Here is an 18,437-nt window from a genome sequence, read left to right as displayed (position 1 = left end):
TTCGATAAAAAAAGCTTGATAGGGTATTATTCCTATCAAGCTTTTTTTAGAATAACGAGATTGCCTGGTAAAAGGCAGTGACGATTCTTTCGAATAGCATTTCGCTCATAATCGCGATCGTAATACATGTTAAGACATACGTTAGTATAGTCCCGTAAATAACATCTAGCCCATCTTGAGTTTCCTTCTTGAAGCTGGCAATTACTAGCGTTGGAACGACAATCAAGGACGTTGAAAAACCCAAAACAAGGAATAAAACAAAGATTTTCGCTTTCAACAGTGACAGGACAAATCCAATAAGCAGAATGGCTAGGAATGGAATAAGGAATGAGCCAAATCTTGAAATAACTTCCTTATAGGAAGCATTCACCTTTGCTAGCTTCACGGCAGCAAAACTAAATGTCGCCACTAATAGAATAAAGATCGCATAGGCAAACGTTGGATAAATGACCGTTTCTGTAAATGGCGGGCTAATGTCAAGTGTATTGCCCCACATGCCGCTGAGGGAAGAAGTAAAGCTTTTAATTCCAAAGTAAAGCATTAACGGAATAATTAAAGAATATAAAACAATGGTAATAATAGCATTGGTAAAGTGTTCTTCCCCTACTGATTTTGAACTGGCATAAGGCTTTTTCAAAACCTCCATGAAGTAGCCAAAATACATTTTGGAAATATTTTTAGCGCCCTCTAAATATTGGTTTGGCTGTGAGTTCACTTGCTGAAAGCCTTGGGGATTACCCTGTTGGTAACCCTGTGGATTACCCTGCTGGTAGCCTTGCTGGCTTGTATAGCTTGGCGCTTGATTCATCGTTGGCTCAGCTGTTGGAGCGGCCTCCTGGTAGGCAGCGGTTTCTAACTTTGTCCCACACTGCTCGCAGAACTTCCCTCCCTCATTTTGATGTGAACATACTGGACACTGCATCTAAATCTTCCTTTCTCTAGTAAGTTGTGAATAGGCAGTAAGCCTCACATTTCTTTCATTCTATAACATTATAATAGAAATATTCACCCTTTTGTAACAATTTTTACAAATTTCCCAGACTTTTGTCCCTGAACTGCTGTGGTTATTTACAAAAGATACCTTCCAATTTATACTTTATAATATAAAAATTAACAGCGATAAACTATATGAATAGGAGATTGGCTAAATGAAGCGTCTTTTTTCCATCATTCTCTTGGTCGCGGCAATACTCATTTTATCAGCAACAAATCCTCAACGTTCGGACTATCTCGAATGGATTAATCACAAGACAATCGATAAATCCTCTTCGCTGCTGGAAAAAGGCATTCTAACACTTGCCGGGAAATCCATTTTTGATGCAGGAACCACAAAAGAAGATTATTTTATTTTTTCCATCTATAAAACAGATTTTTCCGAGGTGGGAATGGGAAAAGTCACTTCGATCGGGATTTTCAATCATTTTATCCCGCTGTCAGGCACTGAAGAATAATAACAAAGGCCGGTCCCTTAGAAAGACCGGCCTTTGCTATTATTCAACTTTTTCAATCTGGAAGACGGGGACGCGTATTTGTTCACCATAATCATCGGTTATGTTTGTGTAGCTAGTAAACGTTCCGATAACGGTATAATCCCTGTAGATCATCAGTGTTGATTGTCCCTTTAGCAATAAATACGTTTTATCCCAGCGTTCGGTACTATAGTTATAGGTTTCCGATAAGGTTACTAGGGCACCGCCGCTTTGATTCACTGTCGTGTAGGCAGTGAAGCGGACCTTTTTCCCGTAGTACTGGGCAATATCCTGTACGGAAATATCGACGTAGTCTACTTTTATTTTTGTAAATTGGTAGTCTCCATCGCTGCTGAGCTCATAGTAGGCCAGCTGGCCAGCTCCGGAACCGGTTGGATTATCGGCTAATAAACTATATTTCGATTCAACGGTAAGGTTATCTGCTTCGACATCCAGAATTTTCTCCATCGAATTGGTGCGGACTTCATAGGCTATATAACGATGCTTCCGTTCCGAAGATTTTGCCTCGATGTAAATAACCGGATTGTCGGCTTTACTCAAATTGCTCTGAAATGTGAGCTTACTTATCATCGGTGAACCCTGAAGACTTCCTTCGGTCACTACCATCGCCTCTTCCCCCTTAAGCTTGCCAAGATAAATCCCGCCGTCTTTGGAGATGGCCGCAATCACACTGTCTGCTCCCCATTTGTTTTTCGCGTTCACGAAATGAGGAAATTCCTTTCCAGGATTCAGCCGCTGGAGCACGCGAATCGGTTCATATTTATCCCAGGCGAGGTTGGCATTGGTGAGAAGCTGATCGGTATTTTCTAATGGTCTCAAGGCTTCATAAATGCTGATGGCATCCGCGAACTTATTGCCCGCGACGAGTTTCTTCGCATCGGCCAGTAAGTCAGTCTTTGATTTTCCGATAAATGGAAAAACTTTTGCCGTTCCCATGCTTGCAGACAGTCTTTTCACGGTATTTGCTTGCTCGGCAAAGGTGGAATAATCCTTCTTGGCAAGCGCCGAAGAAAGGGCATTTACTAAATGGCGGTCAAGCGTGTCCGTAATCCAGCGAACATCAATTGAAAATTTGGCGAGCATCCCGAATTGGCGCTCCCCCTCGACAGTAATATCGACAACCGGAGCGTTTGCTGCGGTTAATTTACTCATTATGGCCGCGTAATAGTTGTGGAAAGCAGTTTGGATCTCTTTCGTTTTTTTAGTGTCGCCGCCGTAATATTCAGCAGGCACCTGATTCAAGCTGTTAAAAACCTCTTCCTCCTCAGCACTGCTCTTTGGCGAATAATTTTGCAATTTTGCGAGATTCGTCTGCTTAATCTCTGAAAAATAACCAAGCATATCCTGATCAAGCTTCGTAAATGCGACCATTTCTTCATACATTTTCTTTTGAATTGCGGTGCCTGACACCCATTTTTTCCGGCTTTCTTGCCAGCGATTGTACATATCAACAAGTTTGTCGAGGTCCTGTTTCTCGTAAAAACCTGCAGCTTTTTCATCTAAATCTTCGATTACTTCGCGAATGGGTGATAGAATCGACAGCTTTAGATTAATGTCCTGATTATGATCTGTGACCACTACATTCAGCTTGGCTGCCCGGAACTTCTTTTCTGCGGCTCGTAAGTTTCCAGCGTTATATAACTTTATTGCTTCCTTATAGGTATTGATTTTTTCATGGGCCATGATAATTTTGCCACCGACAAGCACGAGCAGAAAAATCAGGATCAGTAAGAAAAAATTCCGAGACATATTCACTTTTTTATAAACCGTCAATTTAAACATGGCGCTTGTGTCCTTTCTACGAAACAAACCGCTTGAAATCGGGGTCGTAATTGTACTTCATCGCAACCAAATGCTTTGTCTTTTCTAAAAGACCGCCCCAGTCCACTTCGGGGTTGGAATAGAGAATATTGCAAAGCCGAAGGACACGTTCCTTTGGAAAGTATTCAAGAAACTCCTCGATAAACTCGGAAAATTCAACGATGTACAGCTTCATTCGTAACGATGTCCCGGCAACAGTCATGAGCGAATCCATCCCGAAGTCGATGACAATCGCATCACGATAGTGGATAAAATAGGCGATGCACTTCTTTGTAATCAGCGTCCGATTGATTCTTAATACCTCAAGGGCATAGTGCACAAAATCCTTATCATAAGTTGAAGGAATAAGCGGTTCAAGCTCAAGCTCCATATCACTTCTGAGGATAATTTCGTTTAATACCATCACGCGGCGGATTTTCACTTGATCACTATAAATAAAATCGCCAATCTCGCGGAGCTTTTCATAGGCGGGAGCAAGCCGTTCCTCTTTGACATCCGCTTTAGCAAGCTCACTGTCAAACTGGATGCCGGATTGAATTCTTTTGAAATCGGCCCTGAGGAGCCTTTTTAACTGGGTGAAAAACTCACTTTTCATGAAGACGAACGTCAGGATGACATAACTGATGCAAAAAATTAAACCGGCGATCAAGGAATAATACAATGTTTGAACTGTTGGCGCTGCCACAATGCCAATACTGACAATCATTAAAATCCACATTGCTTCGGTAAGTAAACGGTTTTTAAAGATCGTTTTGACTAATCTTTCGATGCCAACATAAGCGCTTCCGCATTTCGAGCAGTTCTGATCCTTAAGGACGGAATAGCGATTGCATTTTTTACACATTTTCAGCTTTTGATAGCGATATTTCGTCCGCTTCTTTTTGGTTAACTGGACGGCCTGTTTAGCCAATGGAATCACCTTCATTAAGCATAATCACTAATTCGTCGTCAATCCCTTCGAAGTCGCCGCTGTTTCGTTTATTTTTGAATAATTTATACGTTTTCCAGATAAGGATTACAACTAGAATACTAGTAAACACAATACTATAAATACTCATTCTGATTCCTCCTATTCGGATAAATACCAGCTATTTTTCGGCAAAAAGTTACATAGATTTTCCATTAAATACATTAATTTATATTATAATAGGAATTTTTTATTATATCTAGGGAATTATTGTTTGGGAATATTCTGGCAGTGGTGGTAAAATGGGGTTATCACGCAGAAACTTGTTACTTTTGCGCGAAAAAGGAAACTGCTGGTGGGGGTTGCACACAGATGTTAAAAAAATGGTTTAGTAGTTTGATCGTCATCGCTTGGCTTTTCGGCAATTTAAGCTCCATAGTTGTACACGCCGCAAGTCCATTAAGTTCCACATCGAGAATGGAAGGGATGCTCGTAGTTGATGTTAGTAACTCAATGAAAAGCAGCGACCCAAACAACATCAGTAATGAAGCGATGAAGATGTTTATTGATATGGCCTCCCTAAAAGGAGATAAGATTGGCGCCATTGCCTATTCCGATGAAGTCATGCGTGAAAAGGCGCTTGTCAAAATCCAGTCCGAACAGGACAAGAACGATCTGAAAGAGTTTATCGATTCAGTTGAAAAATATATGTATACGGATATATCCACCGGGGTAAAGGAAGCCGTCAAGGTGCTGGATTCAAGCCACGAGCAAGGATACTTTCCGTTGATTGTCGTCTTGGCCGACGGCAACAATGAACTTGACCCGAAGAAACCGAAAACGGCGAAACAGGCAGATGATGACCTAGCCAAAGCGGTTGCTAATGCGAAGGCCAAGGGATATCCCATCTATACGATTGGCTTGAACGCAGATGGCAAGCTCAACAAGGATGTGCTGACAAATGTCGCCAAAAGCACGAACGGGAAATTCTTTGAGACAAGCTCAGCGGATAAGCTTCCAGCGATCCTCAGTGAGATTTTTGCAAATCACTTAAAGTTAAAAATTGTCCCCGTTAACCAAGTCGTTGGCAACGGGCAATTCCAGGATATCCAAATTAATGTTCCCAATGAGAATGTTTTAGAAGCCAATATTTCGTTAATTTCAAGCGCTCCGGTTGAAGTCAAGCTTATCGACCCTTCCGGTAAAGAACTGGCCATTCCCTCCGACCAAGTCCTCTTGTCGAAATCGAGGACGTACTCGATGGTCAAGCTGATGAAGCCTGTTCAAGGCGATTGGACACTGAAGGTTAAAGGGGTTCCAAAGGATAAAATTGATATTAATCTTGTCTTTAACTATGACTTGCAGCTGAAGCTCGCCCCGCTCGCCAAACAGAGCTACAAAGCTGGCGAAACCGTCAAGATTGGCGCCTTTTTTGAAGATAACGGCAAAGTGATTAGCGACAAAGATATTTATCAATCCATGAAGGCGACTTTGTTTGTCAAAGACCTCGACAATGGAAAAACAGAGAACTTCGCCTTACAAACGGATGATCAGGGCTTTGCAGGCCAATTCAAGCTTGGGAATGCTGCAAACTATGAGGTCGTAGTCAAGGCCGAGGACAATAGCTTTTTCCGGGAGTCACCGCCGCAAAAGATTAGCGTTCTAAAGACGCAGGCGGCACCTGCTGTGACCAAACCAAGTCAAACGGAGGATGATAAACCATTCCCTTGGCTCAATGTCATCCTTGCTGTCATCGGTGCCCTCCTGCTCGCGGCCCTTGTTTACTTCCTCTTGGCAAAAATGAAAGAGAAAAACCGCGGTTTTAGCGGGCAAATCGTCATCGAAATAAAGGATGAGGATACAGGCGAACGCACCAATCCGCAATTTAAGAAATTGAAAGGCTTTAAAGGCAAATTCCGGCTCCATCAGCTGTTGTCGCTGTCGCCGGAGATCGCGGAAACCGAACAAATCATCTTCAAGCCGGCTTCCGGTGATACCTTGATGCTCGTCAATAACTCCGACTGCACGATTGAAAAAGGCGGGCGGGCGATTGATGCGAAGCGCGGCCTTGATGTGAAGAAAAACGACCGCCTGCGCATCGTGTTAAAAAAGGTTAATAAATCAGTCTATATCGAGTATATAAGTTAAATAAACAGTAAAGGGTGTCAGGCACTTACGAGAGGTGCCTGACACCCTTCACAAGCGAACACACCAGGGAGGAATTTTTGCATGAAAGCAAATGTCAAAGAGCATATCCAGCAATTAGATGTTTCCTTAGGCGGAGGCATTATTTCGGAGAAAATCCGCGTTGATACGATTGATAATCCAATGCTCGTCATCGGCCTCGGCGGCACCGGGATTGATGCCCTGCTCCGGCTGAAATATCAAGTAAACCGCCGTTTCAAGCTTCCCCAGGATCCATTATCGAAAAAGAAAAAGGAAAAACCAAATAATATTGAGTTCCTGGCATTTGAAACGAACGAACATGACCGTAACAAAAAATACAATGGGGTTGGCCTAGACCCGAACAAAGAATTCGTTCTGCTCTCCAACCCGGAAATCGGCAGCCTGCTTTCAAATCGGAGCACGATTGAATCCTATATTAAGGAATGGTTATCACCAGAGTTGTCGATTACCGATGGAATCAGCGGCGCTTCCGGTGTCCGTCAAGCTGGACGCTTGCTCCTTTTTACCAAAATCAATCAAGTCGTCAAAACGATTGAGAAAAAGATTGAGGCTGTGCTCGAAGGTACCGGAAAGCGGTTATACGTCTTCCTCCTTACTGGACTTTCCGGCGGTACCGGGAGCGGCTGCTACCTCGATATTGCCTATATCACTCGCGGCATTATGGAGCGTAAATTTGGTCCAACCGGTGTCGATAAGGTCAGCATGCTTGGCTATTTATTTACACCAGATGTGAATTTATCAAAACGAGGCCTAAGCTCGCACACCGCCGAATACATTGAAAAAAATGGCTACGCTGCCTTAAAAGAGCTTGATTACTGGATGAACTGTGATGAAAGAAATGAGCGCTTCAAAATGAAATATGGGAGCATCTTAGAGGTAAATTCACCAATGCCGCCATTTAATCTCTGTCACTTAATTTCCGGAACGAATCTTGAAGGCAAATGGCTCGAGAATGCGTATGATTACTGCATGAATGTCACAGCTGAAAATATCACCAACTTCATGGCCAGTGAAGAAAAGCAATCAGGCGAAGAGTTTGCTATCCACGACTATATCAGTAATATCCGTACCAATATTGCGGTCATGCCAAAGCCATATGCCGCTAACTATCAGTACAACATTATCGGCGCTTCGATGGCCGAGATTCCGCTCGAAGAAATGACAACCTATATCGGCTATAAGCTGTTTGAAAAAATGAACACGATGTTTGATGCTGGTCCCGACCAGGCGGAGGTGGAGCAATTTACCGAACGGCTCCGGATTGACCCAGATTCTGTCCATCAGCGCTTCAACGAGCGGGTCCCGGAACCATTATCTGGCTTTGAAAATAGCGACCGCTTCTCTTACAACAATGTGATTAAAACGTCTGTCATCAATTTAGATGAAGAGTTAGAGCGGGAATTTTTAGTTAAGGCGAGAGAAGAGTACCGAAAATGCAAAAGGCAGCTTCCTGGCGAAATCATGGAAGAATTCCGGCGCCAAATTGAGCGCTTGTTCCTTCACCCGAAAAAAGGGCCGATTTTTGCATCGCGCTTGATTCACTCAAACGATGGCTTTTGTCTATTAAAAACCTTACAGGTATATATGGATGGCCTGCGCGACCGCTTAGAGCGGCTGCCTAAAGCAATTCAAGGGGAACAGGAGTATGCCCTCAATCGTCTTGAGGATGCAAGAAGCGCCTTTATTTCGAAAGAGAAGAAAAAAAATGCCTATATCGAGGCAAAGCTGAATGAAGTGTATGCGAAAGCTGAAAAGGCGCGGATTGAGGAAATGATCGAATTCTACGAGGATTTGTACCAGCTCCTCAATAACCAGAATAACAAGATTTATGAAGTGTATAAGGAAATTCTCGAAACGCTGAAAGGTATTTTTGAAAAGAATGCCGATATTCTTGTCGATGGCGAAGAAGTCAGACTGGAAGACAATGTCACCTATTATTGGCATTTAGTCAGTGTCCCGGATGTCGCCCGCGAAATTCAGCGGATGTTTGATTCCAAGGACGGCGAAATCCTCGTGCAGCAATGGTCGGAAATGCTCCTCGAAAAATCGGCCTATTGGGTGAAGGAATCAGATGTAGACGTTGTCGGCACCGTTTCCGAATTCTTGACTGACCAGTTCGGTGAATTGATTACCAAGTCGATGGAAGACTTCTTAAGGCTCAAATACGGCGAAGAGGAGCCGATTGACAGGATTATTGAAGAGAAAATTGCAGCAAGGCTTGATCGTGATGCCCTGCCGGTGTTCCATCTTGCTAACAGCACCGGCCAGCTTCACTTCCCTGAGTGGGGATTTGTCTCCGTTCCCGTGAAGGCACCGAAGATCTTAGCCGGGATCAAAAATTTCCAGAAGCATTCAATCAGCCAATCTCACTTCACGGTGAAAGAAAGTGAACTGAAAAACCGGATTTTCTGGTTGAACACGAAAAACGGGATTCCGTTGTTCGCCTACTCACCGCTGCCGATTTACGAAAATTCGTATGAAAAAACGATTTTAGAAAAAGAGGGCGTCGGCCGCCACCTTGTCCAAACGGATAAGGAAAACTGGGCCTACCTCCCGTCACCGATTCCGGAAAGGTCATGGGGAGATACGTACGAAAACCAGCGCGTCAAAGCGTACAATGCCAGTATCCGCGCCATGTTTGATCAAGCGATGGAATTTGGCACGATCAGCGAGAAGAATTCCGATCAAAACACCAGTGCACGCTTCTCGTGCAAGTTTACAAAAGACGTAAACCTAGAGCAGTTATTTGCGGCGCATGAAGTGGATGCAAAACAGTTAGACAAAGCAAGTCTTGGGAATTTGAAGCAAGTCCACCGCCAGTTGAAAGAAATGATGGCCGGTGGAATGGAATCCTCTGGTGCCAGTGATATTTTCGGCAGTACGAACTTGGAGATGGCAAAGGAAAACTTCATCCGTTCGCCGAAGCTGATTGAAAAGGTGAAATTGGAAGTTAGAAAGTACAGCGAGATTCGTGAAAAAATCGCAGAGATTGAGCAATTTATTGCCTCACAAAATGAAAAAGAAGCATCGTTAAATCAGTTCATCCAGGCCGTTTACACCAAAACCATCCGTAAACGCGGCGCCCTTTATGTCTTCGATAAAGAGATTGAGGAAGATGCCTGGGAGCCATTCGTTAACCTAATGAAGACAACGAAGTTTGTTGATTTCGAGATTTTTCAAGCCTTTAAAGGGTTAAGCCCGAAACAGATGGACCAGCTTGAAAAGAAATCAGAGCGGCGCAGCAATGACTTAATTAGTCAAGAAAGTGCGGCGGAGCTGACTGCGGCATTAGAGGAAATGGCGGCGGCGTATCAAAAGGAGAAAGAAGCCCTTGATTACGACTACAAGGACCTTGTCAACGGTGAAGAACTGTATAGCTTCTATAAAGAAATGATGATAAAGGTTAATGACATGCTACGGCAATTGAAATCATAATGAAATGAATACAGATAATGGATTAGGCCACATGCGGGATTTGCTTGTGGCCTGCCATCTTATCATACCCAGCTTGGGGGGATCAGCTTGCGAGAACTTCTACAAAAGTATGCCAACACCTATGCTAACCAGCTTGAGAAAATGACACTAGAAGAAAATGAACAGCGTAGTGTCAACCATCCGATTGTCTTTTTATTTTTGGGTGATGATGTCAAGGATGCGCTCCAGTCGGTGATGACGATTAATGAACAGAAATGGCATAACAGCTCGGGTGTCTTATATTTTCACGCCCATCAAACAGACACCATTACGGGGGATAACCTGTTATCGATCCAGATACCCGGCCATGGACTTGACCGCAAATATAAACGCAAGGGCATTTACGATGCCTTTTACCGTGATGAAAATTTGCTGATTGAACTAAATAAAACCTTTCGAAAGCTTTCGTCAATGGTCGCAGAATACGGCAAGGTTTATTCTTCCTTGCAAAAAGTTAATGTTTGTGTGGTGACGGCCATCGACGACCCTGCTAATATCCTGATTCAAGAATTTACACTGCTATTGAAAAGTATTCTCCAGGAGTCGTTTCGACTTGTTGAGGTCGATTTATATGGATTGATCAAGGAGAAGCAGGACGGCGATAACTTTGCCCTGTCTGCGTCGCTCGGGATTAGTTTTTTCAACGAATTAGATTGCTATCAAGCCGATGCATACAGCTTTGAAAAGGACATCCAGCTGACAGAGGATCACCTGAGACTGCCGGTTAGTCACCCTCCTTCCCCACTCTTTGATCTGGTCTATTTATTAAGCGACAAAAATGAAGATGGGTTAATTTCAAGTGATGCCGGTATGCAAAACTATGAGATTATCAGCAATCTCAATCTCTTAAAAAACCGAAAAATGATTACCGACTACCATGAAAAGATGGACAGCTATAATCATCAAGATTTCAAAAGAGGCATAAGAGGAAATTCAGCGGAACCGGTTTATGCTTCCGCGGGCTTTGCGAAGGTGAACCGCCCCAACAAGGCGATTGCGCTTCAAGCGGCAAGTCATTTTTTCAATGAAATGCTTGCATCTTTAAAAGCTTCAAGTACGGAGCCATTTGAAAAAGTACTCAGCCTATTCGGTTTGTCCGAGGCGTCTTTTCAAAAATACTTTCATACTTATTTGCCTTCTGCCGAAAAACTAGCAGACATGAATAGCTTAATGGCGGTCTCCCATTCTTATCAAACCGTCAAAAGAATGTCTGTTAAGGAAGCGGAAGAATATTTGTATGAAGGCGGTACGGAAGCCTTCTTCGCCGTCAACTTTGAAGAGCCTGTTCATGATTATTTACAATCGCTGAACTTAAAGGAGCATATCGAGCACAGCCTCGCTGACAATGTGATCAATCATGAAAAATACGGCTTATATTGCGCCTATTTATGGACCGCCCCGGATTCTTCCCCGTCTGAGGTGAGTGTTATCAATGAAATCCAAAAACGGCTCCGGAGCACAAAAAACGACCGCTTAACAGCAGAAGCGGAGCTCGAACAGCTCTACCAGCAAATGGTGGATAGCTGTGATTTCAAAAAGAGCTTCCTCCCTTTTGCCGATAAGAAAAACCTAAACAGTTTCTTGGACTACTTTTTCGATGCGGTTTACGGGACAAAATACGAAATTCTCAAGCTTAAGGTAAAGCAAGCAATCTTAACGCAATACCTAGAGGTGTTAGAAGCGAGACACCTGTATATCCGTAAGAAAATGGCGATTATTGACGAGGTTCAATCCTATCTGAAGCAAGCGGCGCTTGAGAGTCTTTATGATGCCGATGATTATTTGGATCAAAATATTGCCGAATACTATGCAGATATTATTAGCGCGATAACAGCTAAATTGAAGGAAAAACGTGGGCCAAATTTTCTGATGGATGAGCGCTTCTTCGGAAACCGGCTTTCCTTGCTTGAAAACGGTGCTGCGGCCTTGGTAGAAAGAGTCCTGCTCCTGTGCAATCGCGATGTGTTAACGCAGGATGAATTCCATCGCAGCTTTGAAGATGAGCTGTTAGAGCGGGCCAATGTCATGACGCGCTATGACAACCGCGATGTTCTTTCCAAAGAGGATTTGTTCAAGCAATTACATGCACGCCTGCAAGAAAATTCGGCGATTCATATTGAAGTTTATAACTATACACAAAAACACCGCTACGAGGAAAGGTACTTCTTTGGCGATTTTTACAGCAAATTCATGAAGTTCGCCTTAGAAAAGGAACAGGAAACAAGGCAGTTCAAGGCGGGCTGCGCCCATGAGAAAAAATCAAGCGGCATTGAAAAGTTGGCGCTAATGGGAGGCTTCCAGCTTAAAGACTTAATGTACTACCGCAACGGTCAACGATACTACAAAGCCTACTGCGAAAATGGTTATCAGTTCCATTCGGAATCCGTGAAAACCAACTCTATTTCTTAAGGAGATTGTGAAGATGCCCGTCCGAAAATTTAGTTTCCTCTTTTTACTATTTAGTCTTATTGCCGGATTTATCGGTGCTGTGATTGGCGAATGGTTATTGGATTCCTATTACGGCGTCTGGCCCAATATCCTGTTAATGGGGGCCTATTTCGGCCAGCTGGCCTTTATTGCCGGCCTGCTTGTTCTGTTGGCAGAAATCATTAGCCCGGTCATTAACGGCCGGAGCTGGCGCTTAGAATACTCAGGCCTATCTTGGAAGTTTCTTGTTCCGTCGACACTAGTGATGCTGTTTGGTGCCGGACTTATTTTTCAATTCTTATATTCTCTTAATTTCTCAAGTGTCAAGCCGCCGGACGATATTGTCATGGTCATGGATATTTCCGACAGCATGAATGAAACCGACCCTGGCCGCGAAAGCCTGAAGGCTGCTGGTAAGCTAATTTCAAATATGGAGCCAACTCATCGTGCTTCGATTATTTCTTTTAATGAGAAGGCCTCTACAACAAAATCGATGTTTAGCATTGGTGATCAACAAGAACGGACCGATGCCATCGACCAAATCAATCATTTGGAATACAGCGGGGGGACTGATATTGGCCATGCCTTAGACACGGCCATTCACGAGATTGATGACAATCAAAAGTCAGGCCGGAAATCAATGGTGATTCTGTTTTCTGACGGCTACAGTGAGCTCGACCTCGATGCGGTTGCCAAGCCCTATCAAAGCAAGGGTATCATCATCAATACAATTGGGATGAGCGAAATTGACCGCGGCGGCGCTCAGCTCCTGAAATTGATTGCATCGCGTACGGGCGGTTCGTTCTATGATGTCAAAAAAGCCGATGAGTTAACAAATGTGTTTGAAAAAATTTACTTAGAAAACCAGGACCGTCTGCTCGTAACGGAACGGCACGGTTTGTTTAAAGACAGCGTCTATCTCGCTGTGCTCCGTGTTTTGTTGATGACGTTAATCGGCGGACTGTTTGGTCTTTCGCTCGGAATCGTGTTTGACAACCGTTATCTGGCAAAAAGCTATGGAGTCACTGGGTTGATTGCCGGACTATTGGCCGGGCTTGTGCTTGAGCTTGGTTTGCAGGATAGCCTGATGTCAGGATTCTCTTACCGCATGGCCGCGGCGATATTATTAACTGCGCTGACTGCCCTCGGGACGATGATCATCCCGATTCGCGAGAAATTTGCCGGCCGTCCAGGACGTCACCCAGGCGGGTCTGATGTTACCGTTCGTGATACGTCCTCGAAAAGAAATCAGTATAACAAAGGATTTTAACACGCTTACGTTTTAAAGAGTTGGAGGTGATATTCGGTGAACTGGGAACCCATTACTTCCCCTGTCCAGGAAATAAAAGACTTACGCAAGGCTGTCCGCGATTCTGAGGTTCATCTCACCTGGTTTTGGTCCAACGAGATTGACTTTGTTTATATTTATAAAGCTCCAGCCGATGGCCTCCGAGCAATCAGCGAAATCACGGAACAGGATTTGATTCTCTACACGCGCGAGGAATATAAAGCAAACCAGGGGTATCTTGGCAGAATCGATTGCGTCGGCACGTGTGCCTTTCGCATTTTCCCTTGTCAGAAACGGGATGGCAAGCTTGTCATTTTTAGTCAGGAAAACGACGAGAATCTTATTTATATTTCGGGCTCGAAAGCGAAGATTTATTTTTCTATCACCTATAAAAATAAACTCTTTCAGTCTCGGAAAAAGGTAAAAATATCAATCATGTCTGAGCTGGAGCTTGATAAAGAACTGCTCGTATATGTGAAAAAAAGCGGGGGCGTTCCGATCTCGATTGATGACGGTACGGTCTATCCGTTTGTGCGCAGCTTCCCATCAGGGAAAACATTGGCACCGGAAATTGAAATCGACAAAAATGAGTTTATTCGTATCTTTTTTAGCAACGGAAGGACATCAGCACAGTATTTCGAGCTGATTCCTGAATAGGGGGCCCTTACATGTTTGCATTACTTAAACGAATCTTTGAAAAAAAACAACCGCCGAAAGAAAGATTGCCATTTTACGATATTGTCTGTCCGTACTGTTTTTCAAAATTTCATCATGAAGACGTCGTCTTTCGTGCGGCCCACCATCGTGACGACGATGAGGCCTTAGCCCTTCAGGAAGATGAGCTACTAAACAATTACCGCGAGAAATTCGGGCTCGCCCCAATTGATGAACTTGAGGCAATTATTTATCCGTCACTGATTCCAGAGGAGAATAAAATTTATTCTGACCGTGTTCTTATGGGTGTCTCCGATAAATATACGGTTGTGACTAGGAACCGCTTATGCCCGGCCTGCCATAACGACCTTCCGGTAACCGCTGGCAAGCATCCAAGCAATATTGTCTCGATTGTTGGCGCTACAAGCGTTGGAAAATCGGTTTACATGACGTCGCTGATTCATACGCTGCAGCATGTGACCGCAAACAATTTCGATGCGGCCTGTATTCCGCTCGATAATGAAATCAGTAAGCGATTCCGCAGAGAGTACGAGATTCCGCTTTTTGAAAATGGAAAATTACTTAAATCGACGGAAACAACGAACCGGCAGGAGCCGTTTATTTTTCAATTTGTCTTTAAGGATGAGGAGCAGGCGCCGCTGACACTCGTATTTTTCGACGTCGCTGGCGAGGGTATGACCGACAAGGAATACATCAAGCTTCATGCGGCCCATATCAAAAATTCAGCGGGCATTCTCTTCCTCGTTGATCCGATGCAGATTCGCGCCATCCGTGAAAAGTTGATCCATCAAATGGGTGAAAATCCAGGCAAGATTGTTGGCTTGGCCGATGAACCGCGCGAAGTCGTAATTTCGCTATTTGGCGATTTCATTGCCCATCTCGAACATAGTAAAACCGATATCCCAACCGCCGTCGTGTTAACGAAAAGCGATCTCTTAAATGCCCTAAAACACGAGGATGGTGAATATATCCGCAATAACAGCAATGTTTTTCATAATGTCACCCATCGGGGCTTTCTGAACCTCGATGAATATGAAAATATCAACGGCGAAATCAGACGCTTCCTGCAAAAGGTCGATATTCCATTTGTGAATGCCCTTGATGTTTATTTTAAGGATACCTCCTATTTTGCAGTGTCCGCCCTTGGAAGCAACCCGGTCGACCAGGAGGTCAGCGGTATTATTAGTCCGATCCGCGTTGATGAGCCGTTTATCTGGCTGCTTTATAAGCTGGGGTATATTGAAGGGAGAAATGAGCAGTGACCGATAAGTTCATTCAACAACAGATATATACCCGGGAACGGGGCGGGATTTTCCACGCGACCGACGGCTATGACACGATTGCGATTTCCTCGGGGCTTGATAAAGCGTTTGTGAAGAAGTATTTGCATCCGTTTTGTATGTATCATGCACCCAAAACATTAACCGAGCGCGGTGAAAAGGACGCTTCCCTCTATCCAGAGGCTGTGACGATTTTTCAGCCGGAAACCGGTGAGCTTGTAATCGGTCAGTCCGTGTTCGTGCCCGCCGATTTCACCGGACAGCGGAGTACCTTCTTCATGCATAATTATATTATTCCAGTAGGCATGAAGGATGACTGGATTAAGCATCCTAGTAAGCTTTTTCAACTGAATGACTTTAAAACCTCCTATGATGTCGGATTGGGAAAAGTCCTGGCGGAACGGGAGACTGTTGGCCATGGCGGGAAGGATATTCTTTCCGTGAAAAATGACCTTCTTGATGTGTTAGGGATTACTGAGATGAATTTTAAGCAGCTATTGTTCGCGGTGATGTCGTCGATCGCCGGAAAGAAAAAGGTATTCATTTCGCTTGGCGTACCAGTGGAGGAATATTCGAAATATGCATTGAAGTTACTAGAGCTGATCTATCTGTATTTACCGTATTCCCACCGGCGGAAATTAGGGGCGCTGACTTTTTCGAGTGAGCCGGCTGGAAAAAATTATCTGCATGTAATGTTTTATGAGCCAGGCACGTTAAACGTCGCCGATCGTTCGATTGAAAAGCAATTTATCTTTGATTTTGCCGGCGGCGGCCGCATTTCCGGCGTTGAGATTGATGGCCAGGAGCATGAGTATTTGGACTTTGCCCTCCATCATTTCTCTGAATCGAAGCGGATTGATGAGTTTCTTGCGTTCGCAGAGATGGCGTTATCTGGCTTGGGCAGCGAGCAGAAACTGGAATTAGCAAGCTATTACCAGCTAACGGCTATTTATTTAACGCTGAACTATGGCGATCTCTCTTTATATCAGAAGAATAAAATTGGCTTTTTACATAGTTTGCTGAAATTTTTCCAGGCTAAAATTGAAGCGAAACCAGAGTTGGTTCAGCTGTTTTTGCAGCTGTTAGCGGAGGAGAAATTAGCGGCAGATCCCGGGTCAGCCCTCGATTACATCGGCGCGGTCATTGCCATCAACGAATCTTTACGCTGCGATGAGGCGCTCACCTTCATCCTTGAGACGCTTGAGTACTATCAACATGACCCGTTGTTCGATAAATTATGGAAAGCGATTGAACAGGACAAGCTCTGCCATGAGGCGTTATTGATGTTTATTAACGAGCATCGAGATTATGACGTCCTCCTTGAGCTGTATCTTGATAAACGTTTTAAACCGCTTGTCAGCATTGAAGACATCCTTAACGAGCTGAAAATAATGCTGGGTTCACCCTATCTTTTGAGTATCGAGAAATTTAAAACGACTGCAATTAAAAAAGCCATCTCCGCAATCAGCAATGAAAAGAAGCCCTTTAAGGCGGTGCTGGCCGTGAACGACTTTAAAATCGAGCATCAAAGTGTTCCGTTTACGGAATTCAAGAACAAATTGCTGGCCAATGTTAAGATGGCCCTGTTGCGTTCGATACGATTACGGGACATTTCCACAGAGGACATTCTATCGTTTGGGACAATTTTTCCGAAAAAATTAAATGTAATCGACATAAAAGATGCGAAGGTTAAGAGTAACTATCAGGTTGCCAATGTCCTTTACCAGCTCATCAGCAGCCCGTCTCAAGCGGATTTGATTAATTTAAGATTGTTAACTGTTGTAGAACGCGAAAATCTGCGTGATGTCCTGTTGCGGATATTACGAAATAATCCTGCTCCTGAACAAATTCCCCTGCTGTTAATTGCCTATGGCTCGGAATATGATGGGGTTGATTATCAAGGGATATTCGAACACCTGGTAAGGCACAGTAATGACAAGACGACGCTTTCCTTTATTCGTGAGAATGCAAGACTGGTTGAATCTGACCCGAGCTATAAACGGTCACTAAGAAAATATTTAATTTCGCATCCAAAATCGATTTGGAAAAATAGAGCGCTGCGCAATGAGCTGAAGGAAATCAAAAACTACAGCCTTCAAAAATTGCTAAAGGACGTTGAAACCGAAACGGCCAGCCCGTTAGTTAAATTTCTGAAAAGGAATGGCTTGAAATTGGGGTTGGCGATTGTCATCCTTGGCGGCGTCGGCGGCGGGACTTGGTTTGGACTTCATTTGTTGTTTGGGGAAGAGGCAAAACCTAAGGTTCCGAAAACGAGCGAAACGGCAGCGGCTGCTAAAAAGAAGGAACCTGTTGAGGAAAAAAAGGAAGATGTTCCGATCTCTTTGGCGGACTTTAAAAAGGCGATTGTGGGTGTGGATGGTAAGTCTTTTGATATCACCATTGAAGGCAGCCAGGTGAAGAAAATCTATGGACAATTTCAACCAAATGGTGAGCAAAGTCTATTTTTGATTGATAGTACTGACCATTCATGGCCAATGGATTTAGGCTCATATTTCAATCCCAGCCCTTTTGATCAAAATGGGATGTTAAGAGAGGGGTTTTCATTTTCTTCTGCTGAATATGATTTAACAGGCGACGAAATCCCGGAAGTAGTCATGGCGGCTAGCAATGGAACCTCGGAAACATATGTCTGGGTTTATTCCATTAATACCGATGGGCTAAAGCAAGAGCCGGCTATCCTCAAACCGATTTATACGGTTAAAGGACAACAGGATGTAAAGCTCGCTGACAAAAAGCTTATTCTACCAATCGATGGTCAAGATATAGTCCACGAATACTCAAGCGCAAGCAAAACATTTGAAGAGCAAAAAAACAATCAATAAAGCTGGAACATGAAAGGCGATGGAAAAATCCATCGCCTTTGTTAT

12 protein-coding genes are annotated in these 18,437 nt (G+C 43.9%); 8 read left to right on the top strand and 4 right to left on the bottom strand.

Annotated elements, in window-relative coordinates; genetic code table 11:
- Nucleotides 1–46: 46 nt before the first annotated feature.
- Entirely contained in the window at nucleotides 47–922 is an 876-nt protein-coding gene (locus BANVL01_RS23335; protein WP_066091954.1) for a zinc ribbon domain-containing protein, read from the bottom strand.
- Nucleotides 923–1,148: 226 nt separating this feature from the next.
- Between BANVL01_RS23335 and BANVL01_RS23330 the strand changes: the two genes are divergently transcribed.
- Nucleotides 1,149–1,451 carry a DUF4359 domain-containing protein gene (locus BANVL01_RS23330; RefSeq protein WP_066091957.1) on the top strand — a complete coding sequence of 101 codons (303 nt, stop codon included), beginning with the start codon at nucleotides 1,149–1,151 and terminating at the stop codon, nucleotides 1,449–1,451.
- 39 nt (nucleotides 1,452–1,490) lie between these two features.
- On the opposite strand, the gene BANVL01_RS23325 is transcribed toward BANVL01_RS23330, so the two are convergent.
- Genes BANVL01_RS23325 through BANVL01_RS27540 form a run of 3 tightly spaced genes read right to left on the bottom strand, consistent with a single transcriptional unit; the run spans nucleotide 1,491 to nucleotide 4,369 of the window.
- Nucleotides 1,491–3,272: a hypothetical protein gene (locus BANVL01_RS23325; RefSeq protein ID WP_066091960.1), complete on the bottom strand. Its 1,782-nt coding sequence runs from the start codon at nucleotides 3,270–3,272 to the stop codon at nucleotides 1,491–1,493.
- A gap of 16 nt (nucleotides 3,273–3,288) precedes the next feature.
- The gene (locus BANVL01_RS23320; protein ID WP_066091963.1) at nucleotides 3,289–4,221 is read right to left on the bottom strand and encodes a hypothetical protein; all 933 of its coding nucleotides are present in this window, start codon (nucleotides 4,219–4,221) and stop codon (nucleotides 3,289–3,291) included.
- A complete protein-coding gene (locus tag BANVL01_RS27540) occupies nucleotides 4,214–4,369 on the bottom strand; it encodes a hypothetical protein (RefSeq protein ID WP_156351169.1) in 156 nt (51 codons plus the stop codon). Before BANVL01_RS27540 ends, BANVL01_RS23320 begins: the two co-directional genes overlap by 8 nt.
- A 221-nt stretch (nucleotides 4,370–4,590) precedes the next feature.
- On the opposite strand from BANVL01_RS27540, the gene BANVL01_RS23315 reads away from it, so the two are divergent.
- The 7 genes from BANVL01_RS23315 to BANVL01_RS23285 all read left to right on the top strand — a co-directional run bounded on the left by BANVL01_RS23315 (nucleotide 4,591) and on the right by BANVL01_RS23285 (nucleotide 18,392).
- The gene (locus BANVL01_RS23315) at nucleotides 4,591–6,366 is read left to right on the top strand and encodes a VWA domain-containing protein (RefSeq protein WP_066091966.1); all 1,776 of its coding nucleotides are present in this window, start codon (nucleotides 4,591–4,593) and stop codon (nucleotides 6,364–6,366) included.
- Between the two features lie 81 nt (nucleotides 6,367–6,447).
- A complete protein-coding gene (locus tag BANVL01_RS23310; protein ID WP_066091969.1) occupies nucleotides 6,448–9,840 on the top strand; it encodes a tubulin-like doman-containing protein in 3,393 nt (1,130 codons plus the stop codon).
- Between the two features lie 87 nt (nucleotides 9,841–9,927).
- Nucleotides 9,928–12,288 (top strand): hypothetical protein, encoded by a 2,361-nt coding sequence (locus BANVL01_RS23305; protein WP_066091972.1) that lies wholly within the window; start codon nucleotides 9,928–9,930, stop codon nucleotides 12,286–12,288.
- A gap of 13 nt (nucleotides 12,289–12,301) precedes the next feature.
- A complete protein-coding gene (locus BANVL01_RS23300) occupies nucleotides 12,302–13,576 on the top strand; it encodes a vWA domain-containing protein (RefSeq protein WP_066091974.1) in 1,275 nt (424 codons plus the stop codon).
- Between the two features lie 36 nt (nucleotides 13,577–13,612).
- A complete protein-coding gene (locus BANVL01_RS23295) occupies nucleotides 13,613–14,251 on the top strand; it encodes a hypothetical protein (RefSeq protein ID WP_066148106.1) in 639 nt (212 codons plus the stop codon).
- An 11-nt stretch (nucleotides 14,252–14,262) separates the two neighbouring features.
- Nucleotides 14,263–15,531, top strand: coding sequence for a TRAFAC clade GTPase domain-containing protein (locus tag BANVL01_RS23290; protein WP_066091977.1), 1,269 nt, complete (start codon nucleotides 14,263–14,265; stop codon nucleotides 15,529–15,531).
- Nucleotides 15,528–18,392, top strand: coding sequence for a GAP1-N2 domain-containing protein (locus tag BANVL01_RS23285; RefSeq protein WP_066091978.1), 2,865 nt, complete (start codon nucleotides 15,528–15,530; stop codon nucleotides 18,390–18,392). The genes BANVL01_RS23290 and BANVL01_RS23285 overlap by 4 nt, the downstream gene beginning before the upstream one ends.
- Nucleotides 18,393–18,437 lie beyond the last annotated feature (45 nt).

The organism is Neobacillus novalis NBRC 102450 (genome assembly GCF_001591805.1).
Lineage (GTDB): Bacteria > Bacillota > Bacilli > Bacillales > Cytobacillaceae > Neobacillus > Neobacillus novalis.
The sequence above is the reverse complement of the archived record's forward strand: the minus strand, read 5'-3'. Positions and strand labels throughout refer to the sequence as shown.